The sequence below is a fragment of the Paenibacillus sp. MAH-35 genome, assembly GCF_058135425.1.
Genome location: NZ_JBYUPU010000010.1, coordinates 171,534 through 194,723 on the forward strand (window position 1 = coordinate 171,534; position 23,190 = coordinate 194,723).

General features: G+C 57.7%; 23 protein-coding genes. 7 read left to right on the top strand and 16 right to left on the bottom strand.

The annotated features are described in order from the left end of the window. The 8 genes from AC3Y2E_RS13565 to AC3Y2E_RS13600 form a co-directional block, all read right to left on the bottom strand. Entirely contained in the window at positions 1 to 162 is a 162-nt protein-coding gene (locus tag AC3Y2E_RS13565; RefSeq protein WP_190923752.1) for a hypothetical protein, read from the bottom strand. A 23-nt stretch (positions 163 to 185) separates the two neighbouring features. Continuing rightward, positions 186 to 575, bottom strand: a complete 390-nt coding sequence (locus AC3Y2E_RS13570; protein ID WP_190923754.1) for a phage tail assembly chaperone — start codon at positions 573 to 575, stop codon at positions 186 to 188. A 156-nt stretch (positions 576 to 731) separates the two neighbouring features. Further along, positions 732 to 1,142: a phage tail tube protein gene (locus tag AC3Y2E_RS13575; protein WP_190923756.1), complete on the bottom strand. Its 411-nt coding sequence runs from the start codon at positions 1,140 to 1,142 to the stop codon at positions 732 to 734. Positions 1,143 to 1,156: 14 nt separating this feature from the next. Further along, the gene (locus AC3Y2E_RS13580; RefSeq protein ID WP_379211056.1) at positions 1,157 to 2,626 is read right to left on the bottom strand and encodes a phage tail sheath subtilisin-like domain-containing protein; all 1,470 of its coding nucleotides are present in this window, start codon (positions 2,624 to 2,626) and stop codon (positions 1,157 to 1,159) included. Continuing rightward, positions 2,626 to 2,850 carry a YqzN/YkzM domain-containing protein gene (locus AC3Y2E_RS13585; RefSeq protein WP_190924007.1) on the bottom strand — a complete coding sequence of 75 codons (225 nt, stop codon included), beginning with the start codon at positions 2,848 to 2,850 and terminating at the stop codon, positions 2,626 to 2,628. Before AC3Y2E_RS13585 ends, AC3Y2E_RS13580 begins: the two co-directional genes overlap by 1 nt. A gap of 87 nt (positions 2,851 to 2,937) precedes the next feature. Next, on the bottom strand, positions 2,938 to 3,783 hold the full coding sequence (locus tag AC3Y2E_RS13590) for a hypothetical protein (RefSeq protein WP_379211059.1): 846 nt from the start codon (positions 3,781 to 3,783) through the stop codon (positions 2,938 to 2,940). A gap of 118 nt (positions 3,784 to 3,901) precedes the next feature. Beyond that, on the bottom strand, positions 3,902 to 4,063 hold the full coding sequence (locus AC3Y2E_RS13595; RefSeq protein WP_379211061.1) for a hypothetical protein: 162 nt from the start codon (positions 4,061 to 4,063) through the stop codon (positions 3,902 to 3,904). 462 nt (positions 4,064 to 4,525) lie between these two features. Next, complete coding sequence (locus AC3Y2E_RS13600; protein WP_379211063.1) at positions 4,526 to 5,158, bottom strand: hypothetical protein; 633 nt, start codon at positions 5,156 to 5,158, stop codon at positions 4,526 to 4,528. Positions 5,159 to 5,383: 225 nt separating this feature from the next. On the opposite strand from AC3Y2E_RS13600, the gene AC3Y2E_RS13605 reads away from it, so the two are divergent. From AC3Y2E_RS13605 to AC3Y2E_RS13615, 3 genes are all read left to right on the top strand, one after another. Further along, the gene (locus AC3Y2E_RS13605; protein ID WP_379211065.1) at positions 5,384 to 5,782 is read left to right on the top strand and encodes a helix-turn-helix domain-containing protein; all 399 of its coding nucleotides are present in this window, start codon (positions 5,384 to 5,386) and stop codon (positions 5,780 to 5,782) included. A 152-nt stretch (positions 5,783 to 5,934) separates the two neighbouring features. After that, positions 5,935 to 6,567, top strand: coding sequence for an ImmA/IrrE family metallo-endopeptidase (locus tag AC3Y2E_RS13610; RefSeq protein ID WP_379211067.1), 633 nt, complete (start codon positions 5,935 to 5,937; stop codon positions 6,565 to 6,567). Next, positions 6,554 to 6,976: a hypothetical protein gene (locus AC3Y2E_RS13615; protein WP_379211069.1), complete on the top strand. Its 423-nt coding sequence runs from the start codon at positions 6,554 to 6,556 to the stop codon at positions 6,974 to 6,976. Before AC3Y2E_RS13610 ends, AC3Y2E_RS13615 begins: the two co-directional genes overlap by 14 nt. Before the next feature lie 153 nt (positions 6,977 to 7,129). Here AC3Y2E_RS13615 and AC3Y2E_RS13620 read toward each other — a convergent pair whose 3' ends face one another. Then, entirely contained in the window at positions 7,130 to 7,633 is a 504-nt protein-coding gene (locus tag AC3Y2E_RS13620) for a CcdC family protein (RefSeq protein WP_379211071.1), read from the bottom strand. 302 nt (positions 7,634 to 7,935) lie between these two features. Between AC3Y2E_RS13620 and AC3Y2E_RS13625 the strand changes: the two genes are divergently transcribed. From AC3Y2E_RS13625 to AC3Y2E_RS13635, 3 genes are read left to right on the top strand one after another with little or no spacing between them, the layout of a single operon-like run. Beyond that, on the top strand, positions 7,936 to 8,367 hold the full coding sequence (locus AC3Y2E_RS13625; RefSeq protein ID WP_379211073.1) for a MarR family winged helix-turn-helix transcriptional regulator: 432 nt from the start codon (positions 7,936 to 7,938) through the stop codon (positions 8,365 to 8,367). A gap of 7 nt (positions 8,368 to 8,374) precedes the next feature. Then, complete coding sequence (locus AC3Y2E_RS13630; RefSeq protein WP_379211075.1) at positions 8,375 to 10,123, top strand: ABC transporter ATP-binding protein; 1,749 nt, start codon at positions 8,375 to 8,377, stop codon at positions 10,121 to 10,123. After that, the gene (locus AC3Y2E_RS13635; protein WP_379211078.1) at positions 10,107 to 11,987 is read left to right on the top strand and encodes an ABC transporter ATP-binding protein; all 1,881 of its coding nucleotides are present in this window, start codon (positions 10,107 to 10,109) and stop codon (positions 11,985 to 11,987) included. Before AC3Y2E_RS13630 ends, AC3Y2E_RS13635 begins: the two co-directional genes overlap by 17 nt. 99 nt (positions 11,988 to 12,086) lie before the next feature. Here the strand turns inward: AC3Y2E_RS13635 and AC3Y2E_RS13640 are convergent, their stop codons facing one another. From AC3Y2E_RS13640 to AC3Y2E_RS13665, 6 genes are all read right to left on the bottom strand, one after another. Then, a complete protein-coding gene (locus tag AC3Y2E_RS13640) occupies positions 12,087 to 12,305 on the bottom strand; it encodes a YwbE family protein (protein ID WP_379211080.1) in 219 nt (72 codons plus the stop codon). A 122-nt stretch (positions 12,306 to 12,427) separates the two neighbouring features. Continuing rightward, a complete protein-coding gene (locus tag AC3Y2E_RS13645) occupies positions 12,428 to 12,793 on the bottom strand; it encodes a response regulator (RefSeq protein ID WP_379211082.1) in 366 nt (121 codons plus the stop codon). Positions 12,794 to 12,986: 193 nt separating this feature from the next. After that, positions 12,987 to 13,577 (bottom strand): TVP38/TMEM64 family protein, encoded by a 591-nt coding sequence (locus AC3Y2E_RS13650; protein WP_379211084.1) that lies wholly within the window; start codon positions 13,575 to 13,577, stop codon positions 12,987 to 12,989. A 328-nt stretch (positions 13,578 to 13,905) separates the two neighbouring features. Next, positions 13,906 to 15,210 carry an ABC transporter substrate-binding protein gene (locus AC3Y2E_RS13655; protein WP_379211086.1) on the bottom strand — a complete coding sequence of 435 codons (1,305 nt, stop codon included), beginning with the start codon at positions 15,208 to 15,210 and terminating at the stop codon, positions 13,906 to 13,908. 19 nt (positions 15,211 to 15,229) lie between these two features. Then, positions 15,230 to 16,894: an extracellular solute-binding protein gene (locus tag AC3Y2E_RS13660; protein ID WP_379211088.1), complete on the bottom strand. Its 1,665-nt coding sequence runs from the start codon at positions 16,892 to 16,894 to the stop codon at positions 15,230 to 15,232. Positions 16,895 to 16,930: 36 nt separating this feature from the next. After that, a complete protein-coding gene (locus AC3Y2E_RS13665; protein WP_379211090.1) occupies positions 16,931 to 18,898 on the bottom strand; it encodes a right-handed parallel beta-helix repeat-containing protein in 1,968 nt (655 codons plus the stop codon). A 370-nt stretch (positions 18,899 to 19,268) separates the two neighbouring features. Here AC3Y2E_RS13665 and AC3Y2E_RS13670 point away from each other — a divergent pair, with 370 nt between their 5' ends. After that, the gene (locus tag AC3Y2E_RS13670; protein WP_379211092.1) at positions 19,269 to 21,545 is read left to right on the top strand and encodes a helix-turn-helix transcriptional regulator; all 2,277 of its coding nucleotides are present in this window, start codon (positions 19,269 to 19,271) and stop codon (positions 21,543 to 21,545) included. Between the two features lie 115 nt (positions 21,546 to 21,660). Here AC3Y2E_RS13670 and AC3Y2E_RS13675 read toward each other — a convergent pair whose 3' ends face one another. After that, positions 21,661 to 23,016, bottom strand: a complete 1,356-nt coding sequence (locus AC3Y2E_RS13675) for a dicarboxylate/amino acid:cation symporter (protein ID WP_379211094.1) — start codon at positions 23,014 to 23,016, stop codon at positions 21,661 to 21,663. Positions 23,017 to 23,190: the final 174 nt, after the last annotated feature.

Below are 23,190 nucleotides of genomic sequence, written 5' to 3' on the forward strand. Positions count from 1 at the left end.
TCACCGCCTTCCCTGCTTGGTTCCCTGCGCCGCTTGGGTCAGTCTGGCCTCCGCGGCCAGCTCGAGCTCCATGCTGGCCAGCAGAAACAACTGCTCGCCGCGCGGCAATTGCCAGAACGCTCCGGGGCGCAGATGATGCCTCACCCAGATGGCGTGAAGCATACCGGCCAGCCCCCCGGAGTCGATCAGTTTTTTACTTCGTCAAGCTGCGTGTTGAAGCCGCTCAGATCGAGCACTTCGTCGCCAAGGGCGGACAGCTCGCCCGCGAGCAGGATGCGCTTGATCACTTCCTCGCCGCCGCTCGCCTCGTATTTCGCCAGCAGCCGGGAGTCTCCCCAGTTCGGGGAGACGGTGGCCGCGGCGATGAGGGCGACGTTGAACTGCTCTTCGTCCAGACGCTCGGACTTCTGTCCGCGGCGGTCGGAGCGCTCGGTGCAGCGTTCGCGCAGCAGGTACACCTGCTTGCCGGTCAGGCCGCGAAGCGTGACCGGGATGCCGAGACGCGGCAGCGTCACGGTTTTCTCCGGGAGCCGGTCGGCGTCGAGCAGCTTTTGCAAAATTTGATCGTCCATCATCGTCGGAGTCCTCCTACCTATTCATGATCTATATAAACCCGGCGTTAGGTCAAAGCCGGGGCAAGTAATTGCAGATTGGCGAAATAATCCGTCACCTTGACCCAAAAATCCCGTGCCAAGCCATAAACACAGCCGATTCCAAGCCTGCGCCCCGTATTACACCGCCTGAATACGATCCAGCAGCTCGTATCCTTCGAATGTAAAGGACACTTCCTCCTTCACCTCTTCGCCGGCGGTCCAGTTCGCGAGCTGCAGCTTATCCAGCATGACGCTGCTCAGCTTGACCGTCTCGTAGCCGTACGCTTCCGGGTCTTCGAGCTTGGCGTACATATCGAACTTGGCGAAGCCGCGGGCGATCATATCGCTGGTCACTTTAAACCCGCTCACGGTCCCGGTTCCTTTCATCGGCCCTTTCTTGTGGCGGACCCACGGGTCGCCGGCGAGGTTCAGCTCGCGCTTCTGCATTTCCACGCTTGCTTCCAGGTGGTTAAAGTTCGTTTGCCAATGGCCGTCGATAAAAATTTTGCCGTACGTACCCATAATGACGCGGCTAGCATCCATACTCATCGTTTAGGTCCCCCTCAAAGCACGATAAACGTGCCGAAAATTTGTTCCATCGCATCTGTCAGACGAGCTTCCCAGCTCAAATACACTTGATCCGGCCCCGGCGTGAACACGGCGGACGAACCGTAATACTGCGGATTCAGATACACGTCCCAGCCTTCCGCCTCGATGACGCCGGATTGTGCCAGCGACTGCATATATTGCTTGGCGGCGCCGATCAGGGCAAGCCGGCCTTCGGCGGTGTTGTTCACTTTGCCGATATAGCTGCCTTCCGCAGAGGCGGTCAGGTCGGTTTGGATCGCGTCCATAACGCGGACGGTGCGGATTTTTTTCCACGCGTTGTTCTGGCCTTGCAGCAGGCTCGACAGCGAGTTGACGCCGCGAAGCGCCTTGACCCGTTTGCCGTCGTGGACGAAGAGGAAGACGCCGGCCGTTACCGCCTGCTCCTGTTCGCCGCGCGTCCAGCGGCGGGTAACGTCCTGGAACGGGGATACCGCATAAGTGGACGATTCGCTCAGCTTCTGCCCGGCGATCAGCCCCGCCACATAAGCGGACAGCTGGGCCGAGCTGTAGCTGGCGCCGTTCAGGATGGCGCCTGTGCCTACGTTTACTACGGCCTCGTGGTTAAAGGCGCTGCTGCGCGCCACTGCCGCGCTGACCGCCGAAGGCGAGGTGTCGTCTGCGGACGAGCCGCCAAGGACGGCCATAACGGTTTTGCCTTCGGAGCGGATCCGGTTCACCCACGCGACGACGCTCGTCTGAATCGCGGAATCGGCAATGCCGTCGAGCGCGAGCAGGTTAAATTCCTGCGTCTCGCAAGCGGAGAGCGCATCCGTGTAATCGCCGGCGGCGATGCCGTCGATCCCGGAGTCGCCGCCCGCAAACGGGAAGCTGCTGCCATCCTTGAGCTGCCCGCTGCCTTCGGCAAGCTTCGATGCGACGACCCACTTGTTGGCCGGGTCGGCATTGATCGCGTCCACCGCCGCTTGTGCGGTGCCTGACGGGAACGTGAATGTTTTCAGAAGCGTCGTCCCTTCAAGCAGGCGGATGTCTTTCTTCGCCGAATCGACCGGATTCGTCTGCACGGTGACTTGAAAGCCGTTGCCGCGCGCCCCCGGATATTTCGCTTCCAGCTTCACGATCGCAGCCGGTGTAGCCGCGTTGTCCTGAAGCGTACAGGACGCCTTCGCCGCGTCTGCGTCGGCAAGCCGGTACGCGAGCACGGTTTTGGCGCCGCCGAACAAGGCGAGCTTCAAAGCGGAATAAGCGGTCGCCCCGCCCGATTCGTCGCTCGTATACGTTTCGTCTGCAGCGGACAAGCCGGTAATCTCCACAAACTGCTTGACCGGGCCCCAATGGGCTTTCAGCGGAATCGCCACGACGCCGCGCGCGCCCGGCTGGACAGCGGACAGCGCCGCCGCTTGAAAATTCATGTACATGCCCGGCAAAACGGGCGTATCGGTCGTGCTCCAAGTTCCTCCAGCCATTAGCGCTGCACCTTCCTTTGTTGGAATTGGCGGATCAACCGCCCGGTTTCTTCAATCGTTAAAGCCGACTTCGTATTGCCGTGCAGAGCGCCGGTCAACACTTCGGGTTTCACTGCAAACAGCGCCTCCGCGCCTGCCAGCAGCTCCTCCCGGGTATATGCCGGCCGTTCGCTTTGCTCCGCCTGATCCGCAGCTTGCTGCTGCGCGGATTTTTTAAATGCCATGCGAGTCGTCTCCTCCTTCGTATATTGCCTGCCGGATGCCGGATGCCGACGTAGCGGCCTTCGATCCGGACCCTCCGTGCCTGTTACTTAACGAAAGCCGCCGTCATAATGGACCTCCCGGATAAGCGGTCCGATCGGAGCCGCCTTCCGCACCTTCTGGCGCAGCGCAACGGTCAGTTGGCCGGTCGTCAGGCCATCTGCACGGTAATCCCCGATGACCGTACCCGGTACGACATACTCCTGCGTTGCGGGGTTGGCCTCCAGCTTGGTAACGCCTCCGAGCCCGGATGCCAGCGCGCCGACCATAGCCGCCTGCTCCGCTTCATCTTGGCTGACCACATGGCCGATCACCGTGCGGTGAAGCTCGATCATCGACGCGCTGCGGTTCTGCGCCTCCACCTGCTCCAACCTCCATAGAATCGCGGGAGCCGTATAGGCCTGCGGCCACTGCTGCCGGTAGACTTGCCAACCTCCTCCGGCCTTCTCCTCAGTCCAGACGCACAAAGCTTCCAGCGCCTCATCTGCCGACGCTGAGGAAGCGGCTTCTCCGGTTCCAACAGCGGCCACGGCCAACCGGAGCGTCCGGATCGAAGCCGGAGCACCGCCGCCGTCCGTTATTTCGGGCTCGGCAACCCCCTCCAGCCGGCATGTAAACGCCGGTCCGGACGGTCCGCCGGGCAACTGTACGCCATGCAGCGCAAGCACCGCTTGATCGGCGAGCGCATCCATAACGCTGCCATCGCCGGGTTCGCCGTACAGCGCTACCTCGTACACACGTTTAACCCCGGTCCATACGTTTTCTGGTGCCTGACCATTCAGTTTCACGGTCGCATACGGCTTCACAGTCGTACCCGACGGCTCCTGAATGTCGTAACAACGCCCGCTCAGGGCGGTCAATTCGGCGGCAAGCCTTGCTTTAATCGCTGCGCGCATGTTGGTTCCACCCCAGTCGTTCCTTCATCTGACGCAATAATCCTCCGCGGCCGGCATTCCTCGGAGCCGGTCCGTCACGCGGCCGTATGCTGTTCCCTCGTGCCCGCAATTTTGGCGCTCACCCCCTTTCACAGCCGTCGGTCTCTTCGACGGTTTCTTTGACGCACACCGGCAGCATGCAAAACTGCCGGCTCGCCTCCCACCTTCCCCACACGCAAGCCATACACTTGTCCGGCTGCTTGAAGGCGCACCCATCCTTGGGCTCAGGAGCTTGGATCATCGCGATTCCCCCTTTCCGGTTGGCTCCGGGTATTTTCCGCCGCCGTTGCCGGATCCGACTCGCCGCACGTTCTGCGGGCAACAAAAAGACCGCCTTATGTAGGGCGGCCTGTTCGGATCTATTCGGATCTGTATGCACTAAAGACTCCTATTTCCCTGCTCCAGCCTGTCACGCTTTGCCTCTTTGTTTCGTTTCGGCTTATCTTGCTGACTCCAGTATATAACGGGAACATGCGTTCGCACAAATTTTGTCGCGCTTGTCCTTTTTGTCCGAATCGTAAACCTGTCATTCGTCCCCTCGATTCCCACCAACCCATCCTTCTTTCCAGCTTCCCTCCTTGCCGCTCCCCTCACGATCTTCTCCTGCTTTACCCGGTACGATAGATCCGCGTATAGAGCCGTCCTCTCCTTCGCCCCCGGCGTCCGCCAGGTTTGCAACGTTCAACGCCTTCCACTGCCGGGATTACGAAATATCCTCCCGCTTCTCCCCGAAGATTTCCTCCGCAAGCGTACGGACCAGCTCCCGCTTCATCTCGTGCAGACGCTGCCGCGATACCCCGATATGCCGGGCAATCTGATTCATCCGTTGTCCTTCCATCAGACAGGCGAGCACGGTTCGTTTGCGATTGTCCTGGACCCGCTCCGCCGCAGCGTCCAGCCGCGTCACTTTTGCTTCCAGCTGCTTCAGGCGGCTCCAATGCTTCTCGCGCTTGTTCGCTTCGCGGTGGACCGTGTCCGCATGCCCTCCCTTTCCTTTCGGCATCGCCGCGTCCAAACCATACACGCCGGTCATCCCCGCACCGACCTGTTCGAGCAGCCCGCGCAGCCGCTCGATTTCGCGAAGCATCCACGGGTAATCCTTCAGCTCTTCTTCCACCTGCTCCATCTCTTCCGTCTTCGCCGCCGTCCGGTCCAGGTCGGTCTCGTACGCTCCGCTTACGATCCTTCCGGTCTCCCACTGCGGACATGCCTCGATCTGGCCGATGGAACATTGATGCACGCGGCATATGCTCTTCGATCCCCACAAGCTGCCCGGACAACGCCCGCATACCTCTTCCCTGTAAACGTCAAGCTGCTCGACAGTCGGTTTTTTCATCGTATAAATCCCCTTTCCCGTTGTATTCATACGCTTTACGCGTCCTTTATTCCAACCCCGAAACCCAAACATCTGTTCGCATGTCTATATTATGTACGCGTATCGCGTACTTTTCAACCGTTTTTCTCAAATTTTCCCTAATATATTGAAAAAATGTGCGCGGTATGCGAATATAGAAGTGGGTTTGCAGATGGAAAATGAGAGAAGAGAACGGAGCGTGCCCCGATGATCGGTGAGACGATCGCGCAACTGCGTAAACAAAAGCGCTGGTCCCAGCAAGCGGTGGCGACCCGGCTGCAAATTGCCAAAAGCACATACGCCGGTTACGAATCGGGATACCGCACCCCTTCTCTGGACACGCTGAAGCAATTGGCGGAGCTGTTCCACGTCAGCTTGGACAGGCTGGTCGGTACGCAGGAAGAGACGATCGCAGCCGAAACCGCGGCAGAACGAACCGAAGCAGCGCCCCCGCACCCTGCAGAGACTGGCGATCCCGGGCTGGGCATATGGTTCAAGGAGCTTCTGGAAGCCCCGGAGGAGAGACGCGACGAGCTTCGCAAAATATGGGAGATTATCAAGACGAGGGAAGCGGACCGGAAACCGGGCGACAAGCAAGGAGAATGATCCGTGATCCGGGCCGCGGGGCTCACCAACGAGCCTGGAACGGAGCAGGCAGGAGGCTTGGATGCAAGCTCAACGATGACATGCCCTGGCAGGGCTTTTATTTTCCACTAAAATACGAACATACATTCCCTAATATGAAAGGAGATTCCGTTATGTACCCTTACACGCCCACGCCCTTGGAGCAGTCAATCGAGCGGTTATTTCAGGCGATGGAGATCGCCGAGCCGCACCAGCTCGACCCGGAGGCGATCGCGCATCGGCTGAGCATCTGGGTTCATTATGCGCCGTTCTCGAGCCAGGCGATCGATCGCAGCGGCCTGCAGTCGATCGTGCTCGATAACCGCTTGTCGAAGCAGGAGCAATGGCAGGATTTCGGCCACGAGCTGTGCCATCTGCTGCATCATGCGGGCAACCAGCTCGCGATGGGCGAGTCGTTTATCCGGTTTCAGGAGACGAAGGCGATGAATTTCGCTTATCAGTTCTGCATCCCGACATTCATGCTGCTCAAGACCGAGCTGCCGAGGCTCGAAGCCGAGGCCGTGACGACCATTAGCGGCACCTTCGGGGTAACGCCGGAGTTTGCCAGGGAGCGTCTGAAGCGTCATCACCGTCAAGTGACGTCCAATCGTCTCGCGGAGAAGCTGACCGCCTTTTTTCATGCAGAGGAAATTGTCAAGCGGACCGAGGGAATCGACTATATCGTGCCGACCGGACGCTCGAAAATGCTGTTCTGCCGCGAACGCGGCGTGATCGGCTACATGAGGGACCGCGATGAAGCCGAGTAAAGTGATTCCGGTCGTCACGACCGGGTATACGAGCAAGTTTTTCACGCTGGATCTCGACAGCACCGACTTGTCCGGCAGCGCGCACCTCCAGCTTTGCGGTTATTCGGAAGCTTTGTTCGCCCTCCGAATGGGCGATAGCGGGCTGGATTCGCTTGGCGTAGCGCCCAGCGATTATGTGCTGTTCAGTACGACGTCCGCGCTCCGATCGTCCGGGCAGCTGTCCCTGGTCCGCCAGGAGGGCGAATATATTCTTCGCGAGACATACTGGTCTGGTGACACGACATGGCTGCGCGTCCCCGGGGACGTCTTCCCTCCCCTGTGCCTGCCGACCGAGAATATCCGCATCTCCGCCGTCCTGTGCGATGTAATCAAGGACAATGAGTTGGCTCCCGTCGTTCATTTTGGATAAAGCGCCTCTTGCAGTCCGCCCTGACCGGACCTTCGCCGTAGAAGCAAACTTCCGGCGAAGGTTCCCTGACCGAGCCCTCCGCATCACGCGGAATCGATATCTGACAAGGCTCCGGCTGGCATTCGTCCGCGGCTGCTTCGGTCAGAGCAGTCGTCAGACGCTGTGCGTCTCGAGGGGCGCACCCGCTTTCTTCCGCATCGCCTGGAACTTCCACGCCATAGCCAGACGCCACGGCACCAGCATCCCGAAAGCAAGCAGGAAAAAGATCGCCCCCGTCTGCGGAATGCTGACCATCCGCTCCACCCAGTTATGCAGCAGCAGGCGGACGGCGAGCAGCCCGACCAGGATAAAGATGAACGCTTTGGAGCGGACCAGATAAATATCATCCCCGCGCCGCTCGAACTTGGATGTGGCGATGAGCGGGTAGGCGAACAACAACGCTCCGGCGGCAAGGGCCGCAGCCGCCCATAACCACGGAATGTGCGTAAACGGAAACAAAAACATCGCAAACCCGGTAGACATCCCGAGTGGAGGAATTAATAGTTTGGGGAGCGAGGCCGGTTTCGCCGATGCCTTCATCCGCAGCGCGATGACCACAGCCCCGCCGATCAGCGCCAGGAGCGCGGATGCGATCTGAGGGAAATACGACGCACTCATGTTCGACACCTCTGTCAGCTCGATTTGTCCATCCTCATACGTAATCTTCTGCTACTATTGTACTCCTCCGCACCGTCCCACTACAAACCCATTCCTTCCCTCCCACAAGCAGTAGAGAATTCCGGCAAACGGCAAAACGCCCTTGACACCATCCGCCTATCCGGCCTACTCTTATAATTAGCCGACTAATGAACGGAAGGGGCGAAAATATCTCGTTGAACCCGAATATTCCGAATAATCCTGATGAAACCACAACTTCCCAGGAGCCGCGGGACCCGGGCCCGCCTGAGTCACTCACCCGAATGATGGCCAAACTGACACGCCAGCACCAATACAACTCCCATCTGCTGCTCAAAGACCATGAGGTGCATCCCGGACAGCCGCCGCTGCTGTTCCTGCTGTCCCGGCACGAGGGACTGCGGCAGAGCGAGCTGGCCGAGAGGCTTCGCATCAAGCCGGCCACCGTCACCGTCATGCTCAACCGGATGGTGAAGAACGGCCTCGTCGAGCGGCGGACCGATCCGAAGGACCAGCGCGTCTCGCGCGTTTATTTGACAGACCGGGGATGGTCTGCCGTGGACGAGGTAAGAATCGCGCTGCAGACGAGCGAAGCGCACGTGTTCGAGGGGGTCACGCCCGAGGAGAAAATGCTGCTGCGAAGGCTGCTGCTCCATATGATCGACAACGTGACGAAGTACGAGCAATTGCTTAGCCGTCAAACTAAGGAGGAATAACCCGGCGATGCAGAAAGTCAAATGGACCCGCTACTTAAAGCCATACTGGCTCCCTGTGCTTCTGGCCCCTCTGCTTATGCTGGTCGAGGTGTACATGGACCTGTTGCAGCCGAAGCTGATGGCCGATATCGTCAATAACGGCGTGATGCAAGGCGACATCTCCTACATCCGCCAGACGGGGCTGCTCATGCTGGGCATCGCCCTGATCGGACTGGTCGGCGGGATCGGCTGCTCGATCTACTCCAGCATCGCTTCCCAGCATTTTGGAGCCGATCTGCGGAAGGACGTATTTACCAAGGTGCAGTCGTTTTCCTTTCAGAATCTGGACCGGTTCCAGGCCGGATCGCTCGTAACCCGGTTGACCAACGACATCGTGCAGATGCAAACGCTCGTGCAGATGACGCTGCGTATCCTGGTGCGCGCGCCGTTCCTCGCGATCGGGAGCTGCGTGATGGCTTATATGATCAGCCCGCGTCTCGCGCTTATTCTGGCCGTAGCCGTGCCGGTTCTGTTCGTCACCCAGTACGTGCTGATCCGCTCCTCCTTCCCACTGTTCGCCAAAGTGCAGGCCAGGCTGGACGGCGTGAACACCGTGCTGCAGGAAAATTTGTCGGGTATCCGCGTGGTGAAGGCGTTTGTCCGCTCCGTCTATGAGAACAGCCGCTTCGGCAAGGCGAACGCCGATTTCACCGACATCGCCATCAAAGCTTCGAGAATCGTCGCGATCAACATGCCGATCATGATGTTCATCATGAATGCGAGCATCGTCGCCGTTCTCTGGTACGGCGGGGGGCTGAACTGGGAAGGCTCGCTGCAGATCGGCGATCTGATCGCGTTTATTAACTACGTGACCCAACTGCTCTCCTCGCTGCTGATGGTCGGCATGATGATGGTGGCCGTCTCGCGCGCGAAGGCGTCCGCCGACCGGGTACGCGAAGTGCTCGAGACCGAGCCGGACATTCAGGATGCTCCGCATGCGAAGGACGGCGTCATCCGGGCCGGACGGGTCGAATTCGACCGCGTCTCCTTCGGATACGACCCGAAGCGAGGGTACGAGCTGACGGAGATCAGTTTCAACGCCGAACCGGGGCAAACGGTCGCCATTCTCGGCGCCACCGGGTCCGGCAAATCGTCGCTCGTCAGTCTGATCTCCCGGTTGTACGACGCTTCCGGGGGCAGCATCCGGATCGACGGCGCCGATATCCGCAACATCCGGCTCGGGCATCTGCGCACCAAAGTCGCAACCGTGCTGCAGCAGTCCATCCTGTTCAGCGGGACGGTGAGGGACAATATCCGCTACGGCAAGCCGGACGCTTCCCAGGAAGAAGTCGAGGAAGCGGCGCGGGCGGCGCAGGCCCACGACTTCATCTCGCAGATGCCGGACGGGTACGATTCGATCATCGGGCAGCGCGGGGTCAATTTATCCGGCGGGCAGAAGCAGCGGATATCGATCGCCAGAGCTCTGCTGACCCGCCCTTCCGTACTCATCCTAGACGACAGCACGAGCGCTGTCGATCTGGGAACCGAATCCCGCATCCAGCGCGCTTTGAAGGAGCTGATGAGCTCCAGCACGACGATCGTGATTGCCCAGCGGATCTCTTCGGTTATGGACGCGGACCGCATCCTTGTCATGGAAGACGGGCGGATCGTCGCCCAAGGGACGCATGCCGAATTGATACGCACAAGCGCCGTTTATCAGGATATATACCAGTCCCAGCTCGGAAAGGAGGAGATGAGCCATGGCGGAATCGCCTAACCGGAATTCAGGCGCCATGGGCGCTCCGGCTTCGCCGCCGATGGGCGGACCCGGTCCGATGGGCATGGGCGGCGGCGGTCACGGAAGGGGCATGATGCCGAAAGCAAAGCCAAAAAAGCTCGGGCCGACGCTGAAGCGTCTATGGAACTACCTCGGGCGGCAGCGGGCCGGACTTGTCGCGGTTTTCATTCTAACCGCCCTCAGCTCCGGCATCGCCTTGATCGGTCCCTACCTGATCGGCCGCGCCATCGACCTGTACATCATTCCGAGAGACTACGACGGACTATTATGGCTGTGCTGCTTCCTGCTCGGCGTATACGCGTTCAGCGCGGCGATGGGCTGGGTTCAGGGCTTCGTCATGGCCGGCGTCTCGCAGCGTACGGTACGAGAGCTGCGCCGGGATCTGTTTGCGAGGATGCAGAAGCTGCCGCTCCGCTTCTTCGACAGCCGGACGCACGGCGAGCTGATGAGCCGGACGACGAACGATATCGAGAACGTATCCAACTCGCTGAACCAGAGCGTCTCCCAATTAATCAACAGCCTGCTCACGGTCGTCGGCTCGCTCGCTCTGATGATCGGCCTGAACGTCTGGCTCACCCTGGTTAGCCTGGTGACGATCCCGGTCATTATGTTGGTGACGGGCCAGATCGCGAAGCGGACGCGCAAACATTTTACCGCCCAGCAGCAGCACCTCGGCGAACTGAACGGATATATCGAAGAGACGGTAACCGGTCAAAAAGTCGTCAAGTCGTTCCATCGCGAGGAGCAGGCGATCCGCCAATTCCAGTCTCACAACGAACAGCTGAGGAACGTCAGTATCCGCGCGCAGATCACGTCCGGCCTGATGGGCCCGGTCAACAACGTCGTCAACAACTTCAGCTTCGCGCTGATCGCGGCGATCGGCGGCTGGATGGCTTTGCGCGATCTGACGACGATCGGGATCGTCGTCAGCTTCCTGAACTACTCGCGCCAATTCACGCGGCCGATCAACGAGCTGGCCAACCAGTTCAATATGATCCAATCCGCCATCGCCGGCGCGGAGCGCGTATTCGAGATTATGGATGCGCCGTCCGAATACGAGGAGGAGGAACGCGGCGGAACGAAGCGGGATTGGATACGACGCGACATCCGCGGCGAGGTCCGGTTCGATAACGTCACGTTCGGCTACAGGGAGGACGTCCCCGTGCTGAAAAACGTGACGCTGATCGCGAAACCAGGCGATACGATCGCTCTCGTAGGTCCGACAGGCGCGGGGAAAACGACGATCGTCAACCTGCTCACCCGGTTTTACGATATCGATCAAGGCTCCATCACGGTTGACGGCGACCCTGTACGGCACTGGGACAAAAACCGGCTGCGTGAGCAGCTCGGCATCGTGCTCCAGGACGCCTACCTGTTCTCCGAGACAGTGCGCGAGAATATCCGGTACGGCAGGCTGGACGCCACCGACGAGCAGATCGAAGCGGCGGCCAAGCTGGCCAATGCCGACGGATTTATCCGTAAGCTGCCGAACGGCTACGACACGGTGCTGTCTGCGGAAGGCGGCAACCTGAGCCAAGGGCAGCGCCAGCTGATCACGATCGCCAGAGCGATTCTGGCCGATCCGGCGATCCTGATCCTCGACGAAGCGACGAGCAGCGTCGACACGCGCACGGAGATGCACATCCAGGAAGCGATGAAGAAGCTTATGAAGGACCGCACCAGCTTCGTCATCGCCCACCGGCTGAGCACGATCCGCGAAGCGGACCAGATCCTCGTCATTCAGGGCGGGGAGATTATCGAGCGGGGCAATCATCAGGAGCTGCTCGATCAGCAAGGCTTCTATAACGAGCTGTACACCAGCCAGTTCAAGCGCGTCGTGTGATTGACCAAGAGAAAGAGCTTCGGCAGCAATCGCCGAAGCTCTTTAGTATCATTCCCCGCAATCAACCTATAGCCTGCATCCGGCTTAAGGACCTGAAACTTATTCCGCGCTTCCAGCCGCAGTCACGACCCGCTTCACACGGCCGACCTGCCCGTCCTGCAGCCGTACTTTGATGCCGTGAGGATGATCCGGCGATTTCGTCAAAATATCTTTGACGATTCCCCGGGTCGTCTGACCTGTCCGCTGATCCTGCTTCAGCACAATATCGACTTCCAGTCCGGGCCTGATCCCGGACCGTTTTGTTCCGTCTGTTGTCATCGCACTCGCACCGCATCCGACACTCCGATCGGGTCCTTTCTCTCGCTTCCTGGCGTTAGCTGTCGTTCCGACTCCCTTTACTATAACGATATGGGACTGGGAAAGCAAAACGCCCGGCCCGCTCAAGACGCGGCCATCACCTTGGAGACGGCCTCCAGCACGCGCGGTCCCTGAAACGGTTTCACGATAAAATCCCGGGCCCCAGACTGAATCGCTTCGACGATCTGCCTCTGCTGGCCCATGGCGGAGCACATGATGATCTTCGCCCTCGGGTCGGCCTCGCGGATCAGCCGGAGAGCCTCAATGCCTTCCATCTCCGGCATGGTAATGTCCATCGTTACCACTTCGGGCCGGAACGCTTTATATTTCTCCACCGCCTCCGCTCCGGTCGCCGCTTCCCACAGCACCTCGTGGCCGCCCGATTCCAAAATATGCTTCAACATCATCCGCATAAATGCCGCATCGTCGACTACCATAATTTTTGCCACTTTGCCTGCCTCCGTTCGCGTTGCAATCCTATCCTGCATTATATCGTCCGGTTCTGAACAGAATCTGAGCAAGGCCATCATCCGGACCATCCGAAACCCATCCGGCCAAAAAAAGGAACCCCTTCCTCCGCTCTATTCAGCAGAAGTGGGATTCCTTTGACTTTGACCCTTGACCTTTGACCGCAACGGCGGTTTATTTGAAATATTTCGATTCGATTTTGCGTCCGGTGTAGGCCATTAGAATAAACATCGCTACGATCAGCACCAGCTTCCAGGGCTGCTTGAACAGATCGAAGAGGTCGTAGCCGACGACCGAGACCATCAGAATCATGACCCCTTTGCCGAGGGCAGTTGCCGTGATGAACGTATGGAACGGCACCTTCGAGAGGCCCGATACGAGATTGACTAGAAACGACGGCGTAAACGGGAAACATGCCAATAAAAAAATAGGCATAAACCCGTGCCGCTCCAGCCAGTGAATCAGCCTCGTCGACCTCGGGCTCTTCCGCTCGATGAAGTGACGCAGCCGGCCGCCGAAGCGGCGCACGATCCAGAACACGGTGACCGCTCCGCTGAACACTCCGATCCACGATAACAAAAAACCCTCGCCCAGCCCGTATATATTCACATTGGCGATCAGAATCGCCACCAAAGGCAAAAATGGAAGGAGCGATTCAAGCCATGCCGCCAGTATGCCGGGAAACGGACCCAGCGCCTCGAACTGGTTCAGCATTCGCTGTACGTCTTCCAAAGTCACTCCAAACAGATCTAAACTTCCGCTCATCCGATTTGTTCCACCCCTGTACAATTACTACAACTATACTATCCGATAACGGGGAAATGCAAATCAGACGTCGGTCGCGTTCGAACCTGTCCCTGAGTCGGGGCAGCCGCCGGCCGCAAAGGATGCGGCGGGCACGAAAAAGCCCTGCCCGGTATAGGCGCAGGGCAAGGCCATACGCTTACTGCGGACAGGGCTTAAACTGGAGAGACTAGCATGCACTTACAACGCCAGTTTTCCTTTTCTTCCGGCCACTTTTGCAGAGCCCGCGTATCTCCGGCCCGCCGGCCGTAAACGGGGTGACTAACCGGGCCGACAAACCGGATCGGTTTTATTTTTTCTTCTCTGCGATCAACTTGTTGGCGGCTTCCTCGGCTTCACGCAGCGCGCTGTTCATATCGCTTTTTCCCGCGATTACATTCGTCCCGGCCGTGTTCAGCTGAGGGCTCGCGAGCTTGTCAAATTCGTTCGAGTACGCAAGATCCGCAGCTTTGTGCTTGAATACGGCTTCCAGACGTTTCCCCTTCAGCTCCTCAACCGCGGTTCCGAACGATTTCACGAGGTCCGGATCGGTCAAGATCGGCATTTTCCCGGTTTTGGACAGCTCCAGCTGCCCCTCTTTCGATGTCATGAGGTGAGCGACGGCGTCCATGGCGGCTTCTTTATGCTTGCTCGATTTGGATACGACAAAATAGTACGGTTTGTAAAAGCCGGACACCCCCGGCTCTTCCTTCGATTGCGGCATCGCGGCGATATCCCAGTTCAGCGGGCTTCCGCCCTTGCGCGCGCCTTCGAGCAAACCGACCATAATGCTGAAGCTTTGCTGGAGCATGGCGAGCCTCTGCTCTTTGTAAAACGTTTCGTTCGTCAGCTTCTCGTTCCCCGGAATGCTGTTGATGTCGTTCAACAAAGTGAGTGCTTTTTTCCACGAGTCGGTCTGGAACGAGGCGAGCCCGGTTTTCGAATCAATGACGGGGTACCCCCACTGCATGCCAGTCGTATGCAGGTTGATCGTGCGCATGCCTGCGTATTGGACACCGCCGTCCAGCCGCGTCATTCGCTTCACAAGCCCGACGAATTCGTCCACCTTCATGTCGTCCGTCGGATACGGGACGCCGAACTTCTCAAACAAATCTTTATTATAAAACAGCATCATCCGGTCCATATAAAACGGCAGAGCGTACAGCTCCCCTTTGGCGCCGATCCTTTTGCCGCCTTCTATCATCTGCGGGTTGACGTTATCCAGCCCGATCCGCTTCGCCTTCACGAATTCGTTCAAATCCTGGGGGTAGTCGAACTCCAGCAGACCGGACAAGTTCGGGTAATCGGTAAAGACGATATCGGGGACATTTCCCGACGTGATCAGGTTTTGCAGCGTGCTCCCTTTCAACTGATCCAGAAATTCGAACGAAATGTGCGGATACTTCTTTTGTATAGGCGCTACGATATGGTTATCGATGACTTCCTGCGAAATGACCGTGTTGAAGTTGTTGATCTTTAGGGTTACCGGTTCGGGTGGAAGCTCGGCTTTCGTTGCGGCATGATCCGCCGTTTCTTGGCCAGCGCACCCGGACAAGATTACGGCCAAGCAAACGACCGCGGCCGATCCCGCTCGGATTCCTTTGGGAGTTGCCATGCAGACCCTTCTCTCTATGTTATTTTTGCGCAGCGTACCAAGCGTTCACTTCCTGTGTAATCGCATCGCCGCCAAGCCTTTTCCAGTCGTACACATAATTGTCGAACTCCTCGATCGGAGCGGTTCCCGCAATGATGCGCAGAAACGTCTCGTCCCGGAGCTTGTTCAGCGCCTCGCCCCGCTCGGTCATAGTCGGAGTCGGTGTGGACGTATAGCGGTTCGGCTGGAACCGGTCGTTCCGGATGATGTCGTCGATGATCGCCCCCGACCCGCCGGGACCGTTCTGGGCGTATTCGCCCCACAGCTTTTGGTCCCCGTTCAAATACCGGATGGTCCGCTCGTATACGTTGCGTCGTTCGGGGGCGAGCTGTCCGGCCTGCAAAGTGCCGTTTAGTACGGCCGCTACCTGCCTGTAATTTTCGATATTGTTGTCCGGCAAATAGATCCGGATCGGCGCCATCGACCAGGTCGCCGACTTGTCCTCCCGGCTCGGGTTGATAAGCGTATAGAACAGTTCCTCCGACGTATTGAAATAATAAGCGTTCAGCCACAACTCCAGCATGTGAAGCAGCGCTTCGGGGTGCTTCGTCCCTTTTTTCACAACCCAATAATATTTGTATATATTCAGCTGCAACGGATACAGCACCGGGTCGCCGTCCGCGGATGGAATCGCATACGCCTGCCATTCCCGGTCCGGAGTCAAGCTGGCAAGCGGATAGTTCGCAGAGCCCCGGGCCCCCGCCATCATGCCGATTTTACCGGAGCCGATGCCCTCGAATACTTTGAATGCAGGCTTGACCGTAAACTCCGGATCGATCTGCCCGGCTTGGAACAGCTCCTTCAATTGGAGCAGTCCCCGCTTCATCTCCGGCTGAATCGTACTGTAGGCGAGCTTGCCGTCCTTACCCTCGAACCAAATGTCCCAGTAGGCATGGTAGCCGGTCAGCAGGCCGATCGCCAGTCCCAAATCGCGGTCGAGCGCGAGGCCGAACGTGTCGTGCTTGCCGTTCCCGTCCGGGTCTTTGAATGTAAACGCTTCAGATATGGCCCATACGTCATCCATCGTTTTCGGTGCAGACAGCTCCAGCTTCTCCATCCAGTCCTTGCGAATCCATAGAATAGGAGGGCTTTCCTTGGCCGTCCCGGTAAAAGGAATCGCCATCAGCCTGTCACCAATCTCAGCCGACCGGATCACCTCCGGACCGGCATCCCGAATGACCTTTTTTACAATTTCGGGAGCGTGGTTGTCGTAAACGGGCGTCAGATCCTCGAGCAAACCGGCCTGGGCGAGCTGTTTGAACTGCGCCGGAGTAGCCGCAAAAAAATCGGGCAGCTCGCCGGACGAGATCATCAGATTGCTTTTCTTCACATACTCCGACTCGGGAACCGTCCAAATGGTATGGATCTTGATGCCGAGATGACGCTCGATATAACGGGTCCAGGGGTTGTTTCTAAAATCGTCGCCGCGGGCATATTGAACCGACGGAATGCTGAAGGCGACCGTAGTGAATTCAATAGGCGGATCGTACTTGGCCGGCGTCCCTGCCTCCAAATGGATCGGGATCGGACCGGGTTCAGGCGCCTTCGGCTTCTCGGCAGCATTGTCGCTATTGTCGCAGCCCGCCAAAAGCAGCATGACAGTCAATCCAATCCCTGTAACCCAAGACGACCGGACCTTTCTCATCGCTATCCCCCCGTTAATCGGCAGACCAGGCTCCGGCTACAGCAGAGACACCTGCTTCCAGCCCGTAGGACCCGTACCCGATTGCTTGACATACTTGATTCCTGTGGCTGTGTCCGTATACTCGGAGCCCGGCGGCGCGGACAGTACGCTTTCCGGCGTGCCGTTGTCCTGAATCCGGTAATAGCCGCTTGTCGCTTCCACGTTGGCGCCCTCTACGACGCCGAGTGCATAATCGCTCAGCTTGTTGCCGAACGACGATACATCGATGATCCGAATATCGGAAGGCTTCACCCCGCCCGCATGCGGGAAAAATTCGATGCCGTAATCTTGCGTTTTCGTCTCCTGACTGTCGAATACGCGCCCGCCCTGTACCGTCACCCGGCTCGCGCCGCGTATGACGATGCCGCCGATGGTGAGCAGCTGCGCGTTATTGTATACGTTCGGGTTAATCACGTCGACGTTGGTTACCAAGCCGGCTCCGTTGTCGATAAGGATGCCGCCGCTGCCGTTTTCCTTAGAGGTATGATTCGTGACGGTTACGTGATGTCCTCCCGTAATATTGACGCCGTGCAGCTTATTGTTGCTCGTGTCCGCCCCGATGATCTGAAAATGACGGGGATACTGTCCGGGAACGTTCGTCCCTGTCAGAATGCCGTGCCCCTGGTTGTTGTGGAACTGTCCGCCGATCACCTGAACGTTCGTGGCAGGCGTACCTGCGGGAGCCGGATAACCGTCCGTCGAAATTTGCAGTCCCGCCCCCTGGTTATGGTGCGAATTGCAGTGTACGAACTGAATCCGGTCGGCCCCCGACACCCCCATGCCGGGCTGAGCTCCGAGATGTCCGGAGACGTTGCGCGCCTCGCAGCCCTCCACTCGCAGATCGCGTGTGCCGTTGGCCACATAATAGCCGGGTTTGCTGACGCCGTCCACGACACAGTTGCGGAGGACGCCGTTCGTCCCTTGCGACGTGGCGATGCCATTCGTCATCCGCTGTCTTGCCGTCAGTTGGGCCGAATCGCCGATGACCCGCACGTTGTCGACCAGTACGTCGATGCAATGGTTCAGGGCGACGATGCCCGCATTGCTCGGTCCGAATCCTTTGACAGCCTGAAACGTCAAGTCCCGCACAACTACATTGCGCACCGGTTCCACTATCGTCGAAGGCGGAGTCGTTTTGTTTACTAGCAGTGCGATATAGTCTGTCTCCAGCGAGATAACGGACGCTCCGGTCCCTTGCAGCACGATATTGTCCACTTCCGCCCGAATCGCCTGGTTAACGATGTAGGTTCCGCTCGGAATCCAGACAACGGTCGTTCCGGTCGTTCCGGACTTGACCGCTTCGATCGCCGCCTGGATGGCGCACCAATCCGTCTCGTCCGACAGCGCCTTGGCGTGAGGATACCATACTCTGGCGGCCGCCAAGGTTGCGAACGTATCGGATAACGGATGATTGTAGCCGTCTCCGAACGCCCCGAACCATTTGACATCGACCGATTCCCCGACGATCCGTTTGAATCTCGCCCCGGAAGAAGAAACGAATACCGTGCCGTTATTGTCGGCGGTTGTCGCGTCAGCCGGATCATAGGCAAACATCCCTTCCCGTCCCCGGTCCGTTACGTAATAAAGACAGCTTTCGTCCGCCGAAGCGATCGTCCGAAGTTCGGCGATCGTGACCGGGACGACGCAATCTCCGGCCCAGGCCGGTCCCGGACCGTAAACGGCGGCCCTCACGCTCCCGGCTCCTGCCGCTGTCGATGTCCGATTCAGCAAGCTTGCCGATAATAACCCGACGCCGGTCATGCCCATCACCGCGAGCATGCCTCTGCGATTTAACGGCTTGCTATCCGCGCTATCCGCCATACGCTGCCGCTGTCCCTTTCCATGACCGGATTGCTCGCCCGCTCCCGGCCGTTCCGTCTCCGTAACTGTGGCGCCCTCCTGCCGGCCTCCGGTTCTTCCCGATTCCGATTCCGCCGCCCCGCTCCATTCCTCCGCTTCGCCCATGTAGTCCGCCTCCTCTGCATTGGGCCGTTCTCATGCATGCTGCCTCGATGCCGAACGCCTCACGGCCTTGCACCCTATCGTAGCGAACCGGCTGGCAGACCGAAATCACCATCTGAGCATTTTATATACTTTCCTGCATACTTGTTGTGAAATAAAGCGTTTTCAATGCATAATGGAATAAGGTATGCGAAATTGCATATAGGGTTAGCCCTCACGATTTGCCATAATAGATGCGTTACCTAACGACAAGCACGGTGTCAGCAGCAGATAGCGGGATCGCAGAACGTTCAGGCTCCGGTCAGCCAACCGGCCCGTCCGAGGAGACCTGTATCCGCTCTGACCTTATTCCCGATCAAGGAGAGGCTTCCGCATGACGTTCCGTTTGCGATGGTTCCGAAATACGTTGTTCGTCAGGCTGATGATCGGCTTTTCGACCGTGATCGCGATTTCGTTCGCTTTTAACGCCTTATCGTTTCACGTATTTTCGGGAAGTATCCGTGACGAATTAATCCGCTACAACACGCTCAACCTGTCGAATACGGCGAACGGGTATGAGAAGCAGCTCGGCTTGTTAAACGATCTGCTGGACAGCTTCTACTTCAACGGAACACTGGACGGTCTGGACAACCGGAGAAGCGACGGCGGCGTCGGCTTCGAGTCGATCAACCGCGTAATCGGGCAATTCAAGGCGATTGCCGACGATTATAATCTGTATGTGAACGATGCCTTCGTCTACTACCGGGATAGCGACAGCCTCATGAACAAAACAAGCCTGCACACGTCGCAGGATATGTTTGAAAATTATTATAAATCCGAGGCTTATCCCCGCGAATTTTGGACCAGACAGTTCGAACTCGATTATTCGATGAAATTATATCCTGCGGCGACGTTCCAGACGCCGCGTCTGGATACTTCGCTGTCCGGGTCCGGGGTTTATTTCCCGCTGATCGTCAAAAGCAAGCTGTACAGCCATGCCTACATGGGCGCGATGCTGGACGCAGCCGCCATGTTCGAGCATCTGCACTTGTCGGTTAACGATAATTTCTATATCGTCGACGACGCGGGTAGTCTGTATTACCGTTCGGCCGGACTTGACCCAGACGAGCTTCCGCTGCGCTTCGGAGAAGGCGGAACGCATCCGATTCACGGCAAATACTATTTCACGCACCGCAGCGCGGCTACCGGGCTCACGTATGTCAACGTGATCCCCTTCGAGCACATATCCCGGCAAATGAACGGTTTAAGGCTTATCCTCATCGGATTCATAACGCTGTCCGTTATGATCAGCCTCGTCTTGTCCGTACCGCTCAGCAGCAAAATCCGCCGTCCGATCCAGACGATTCTGGAATCGTTGAAGCATGGGCGCGGGATGACGGCTGCAGCCGGACGAAGTAATATTCACGAGTTCATGCAGATCCGCGACGGCATCGACCGGATGTTCGATTCGATGCACCGGAAAGACTCGTTACTGCGTAAATACGGTTATCTCGACAAACTGAAGGATACGAACCTGAATCACGAAGACGTCCAGCAGTTGATCGACGGGGAACGTGCCCATTTCTTCGTAATGTTCCATATTCATTACATAAACCGGGTGCAGCCGTCGGCCGAATGGCAGCAGAAATCGACTTATGTCCTGGAGTTTGTTCATTTGACTTTTAATGAGGCTTTTCCCGATTCCGTAACCCTGCAAATCGAGAAGGATGTGATCGTCTCTATCGTGTTTCCCGAAGACGAGGGCGCCGAAACCGTCCTGTTCGAGAAGCTTCATTACTTGAAGCAAGTGTTCGATCATGACAAGCGGTACTATCATCTGACGATCGCCTTCCATCCGCAGCTGCGTCTTCCGTCGGAATTTGCCCCGGCTTGCCGGGAAGCCGGCGCCATGATCCGCAAGCGCAAGCTGAACGACGAAACGCAGATCATTACAGACCCGAGCCCGCCGGATGAGCCTCCTCCGTTCACGCCGGACGAAGAGCGCCAATTCATAGATAGCCTGTCGGCAGGCAATGCGCGCAATATGGGAAGCCTGGTTGGCCGTTCGCTCGAAAGACTGCGGAAGCTCGATGCCGGGGAGTCGGTGTACAAGCAGTTCGCCCATACAATCGTCTCCAAGGTGCTTTTGACGCTTATGGCCAACAACATCGATACCCGGGAGCTGCATCCGGAACAATCGCCGTTCGATGAAATCGATACGTTCGTTTCCTCGGAGCAATTCGAGTCGTTCCTCGAAAGCCTGCTGCGCCAAACGGCTGCCTTCCTGGAGGAGAAACGGGCGCAAAAAGACCCGATCGTCGATTTTGTGCGCAATTTTATCGAACAACGGTATGGAGACGATCTGTACTTGGACCTGATCGCAGACAAGCTGAACATATCGCCCGGCTATTTGCGGCAATATTATAAAGAGAAAACCGGTCAAAGCGTCAGCGATAGCGTCGATGGCGTCCGCATTCGCCAGGCGAAGCGTTTTCTGGCCGAGACGGACTGGAAAGTCCACGAGATCGCCGCGAAAGTCGGCTACCGCAACGCCAACTCGTTTATTCGCATGTTCCGCCGCTTGACGAATGTGACACCGGGCGAGTACCGCCGGGGGATCGCCACCGGTGACATCCCGGGCGAGCTTGCAGACGCAGACGGGCAGACTTAAGGGAGCAGACGTTTCCCCGATTAAGCTGGCCGGGTTTTAGGCAAACGAAAAAGCTGCCGGGTTACAGTCCCGGCAGCCAACTTGCATGTACATATTCGAGCAAGCATCAGCGGCATTACGCCACACTGACATCAAGCGGATCTTCTTCGTCCCGGTCGAACGCTTCGCGGTCGAATTCGCCTTCGGCATTCGCCACGAGCAGCGAGGTGACCGTCGTACCGGTCGCATTAACAGCCGTACGGCCCATATCGATGACCGATTCGACAGCGATGACAAGCCCCATACCTTCAATCGGCAAGCCAAGCGCAGTCAGCACGACCGTAGTCGAGATCGTAGCAGGCCCCGGTACACCGGCAACGCCGATGGAGGAAATAACGGCCACGAGAATAAGCACAATATATTCGGACAAGCCCAGTTGAATGTTGTATACTTTCGCTACGAAAATCGCCACGATCGCCGGCCAGATCCCGCCGCAACCGTTAAAATTCATCGTAGCTCCGAGCGGGGCCACGAAGCTCGCGATTCTAGGCGATACGCGCAGCCGCTTCGTTATCACTTCCAGGTTCACCGGCAGCGTCGCATAGCTGCTCCGCGTCGTAAACGCAACGGCAACCGTCGGATACGCTTTGCGGAAAAACTTGATCGGATTCACTTTGGCGACCAGCCAGACCAGTCCGCCGAAGACAACAACGAAATGAATGATAAGAGCAACATAAGAAGCTGTAATGATTTTAGCCAGCGGAGCCAGCGTTTCGAGACCGTAACGGGCGGCCATGGAGCCGACGAGAGCGTACACCCCGTACGGAGTAAGACGGATGACGTACTTCACGACTTGGTGCAAAATTTGCGTCAACGATTGAATCAGCGTTTTGACAGGTTCGACGACGTCCGGCTTCTTGGAGCCTACGTGAATGATCGCTACCGCTACGAATATAGCGAAGATCAGTACCGGTACCACTTTGCCGGCTGCCGCGTCGCTGATCGGATTGGACGGAACCAGTTCGAGAATGACCTGCGAGAACGTCGGAATGTCGCGAGGTTTGTAGTCCTTCGGAACGGCAGCTTCGATCCCCGCTCCCGGATCGATGATCAGAGCGACGATCAACCCGATGATGGCGGCAATTCCGGTCGTGAGCAGAAACCACGATATCGTCTTAATACCAATTTTGCGAAGCTGCCCGATACTCGACAACTGGGCGATACTGTTGATGACCAGTACGAATACGAGCGGCATGACGAGCATCTTGATCAGGTTGACGTAGATCGTCCCGATCGTGCTGACGCTTTTGTAATCGAATTTGAAACTGTTGAAAATGATGCCGGCAACGAGACCGAGTCCGAGCGCCAGCATGACTCGCGTGCCGAAGCCCACCCGTTTCCTGGCCAGCACGAACAGCACGCCGATTATAATAATCGAGACCACGAGGCTGACCCAGTTCGTCTGAAGCGCTGTCCACAAGTTGTTTTTCATAGCCTTCCATCTCCTTTAACCTATTCCGATATTTCCAATGGGAATTATGATGATAAGAATACTCCCGACTTCACATTGTTGTCAATCTTTTTTTTCGAATAGCCGAACCTCCCTCCCCCATCACGCACTTTTCCCGGAGTAATGCGGCATTTGGGTTATTTTTCATCTACCTTA

Bases quoted from the DNA above. Each gene is read 5' to 3' on its own strand.
- AC3Y2E_RS13615 (WP_379211069.1), top strand. From the start codon at position 6,554: ATGAAGCCGAGTAAAGTGATTCCGGTCGTCACGACCGGGTATACGAGC.
- AC3Y2E_RS13585 (WP_190924007.1), bottom strand. From the start codon at position 2,850: ATGGCATTTAAAAAATCCGCGCAGCAGCAAGCTGCGGATCAGGCGGAG.
- AC3Y2E_RS13660 (WP_379211088.1), bottom strand. From the start codon at position 16,894: ATGAGAAAGGTCCGGTCGTCTTGGGTTACAGGGATTGGATTGACTGTC.
- AC3Y2E_RS13605 (WP_379211065.1), top strand. From the start codon at position 5,384: ATGATCGGTGAGACGATCGCGCAACTGCGTAAACAAAAGCGCTGGTCC.
- AC3Y2E_RS13620 (WP_379211071.1), bottom strand. From the start codon at position 7,633: ATGAGTGCGTCGTATTTCCCTCAGATCGCATCCGCGCTCCTGGCGCTG.
- AC3Y2E_RS13630 (WP_379211075.1), top strand. From the start codon at position 8,375: ATGCAGAAAGTCAAATGGACCCGCTACTTAAAGCCATACTGGCTCCCT.
- AC3Y2E_RS13665 (WP_379211090.1), bottom strand. From the start codon at position 18,898: ATGGGCGAAGCGGAGGAATGGAGCGGGGCGGCGGAATCGGAATCGGGA.
- AC3Y2E_RS13570 (WP_190923754.1), bottom strand. From the start codon at position 575: ATGATGGACGATCAAATTTTGCAAAAGCTGCTCGACGCCGACCGGCTC.
- AC3Y2E_RS13675 (WP_379211094.1), bottom strand. From the start codon at position 23,016: ATGAAAAACAACTTGTGGACAGCGCTTCAGACGAACTGGGTCAGCCTC.
- AC3Y2E_RS13595 (WP_379211061.1), bottom strand. From the start codon at position 4,063: ATGATCCAAGCTCCTGAGCCCAAGGATGGGTGCGCCTTCAAGCAGCCG.
- AC3Y2E_RS13600 (WP_379211063.1), bottom strand. From the start codon at position 5,158: ATGAAAAAACCGACTGTCGAGCAGCTTGACGTTTACAGGGAAGAGGTA.
- AC3Y2E_RS13670 (WP_379211092.1), top strand. From the start codon at position 19,269: ATGACGTTCCGTTTGCGATGGTTCCGAAATACGTTGTTCGTCAGGCTG.
- AC3Y2E_RS13640 (WP_379211080.1), bottom strand. From the start codon at position 12,305: ATGACAACAGACGGAACAAAACGGTCCGGGATCAGGCCCGGACTGGAA.
- AC3Y2E_RS13610 (WP_379211067.1), top strand. From the start codon at position 5,935: ATGTACCCTTACACGCCCACGCCCTTGGAGCAGTCAATCGAGCGGTTA.
- AC3Y2E_RS13565 (WP_190923752.1), bottom strand. From the start codon at position 162: ATGCTTCACGCCATCTGGGTGAGGCATCATCTGCGCCCCGGAGCGTTC.
- AC3Y2E_RS13655 (WP_379211086.1), bottom strand. From the start codon at position 15,210: ATGGCAACTCCCAAAGGAATCCGAGCGGGATCGGCCGCGGTCGTTTGC.
- AC3Y2E_RS13625 (WP_379211073.1), top strand. From the start codon at position 7,936: ATGATGGCCAAACTGACACGCCAGCACCAATACAACTCCCATCTGCTG.
- AC3Y2E_RS13635 (WP_379211078.1), top strand. From the start codon at position 10,107: ATGGCGGAATCGCCTAACCGGAATTCAGGCGCCATGGGCGCTCCGGCT.
- AC3Y2E_RS13650 (WP_379211084.1), bottom strand. From the start codon at position 13,577: ATGAGCGGAAGTTTAGATCTGTTTGGAGTGACTTTGGAAGACGTACAG.
- AC3Y2E_RS13580 (WP_379211056.1), bottom strand. From the start codon at position 2,626: ATGGCTGGAGGAACTTGGAGCACGACCGATACGCCCGTTTTGCCGGGC.
- AC3Y2E_RS13590 (WP_379211059.1), bottom strand. From the start codon at position 3,783: ATGCGCGCAGCGATTAAAGCAAGGCTTGCCGCCGAATTGACCGCCCTG.
- AC3Y2E_RS13575 (WP_190923756.1), bottom strand. From the start codon at position 1,142: ATGAGTATGGATGCTAGCCGCGTCATTATGGGTACGTACGGCAAAATT.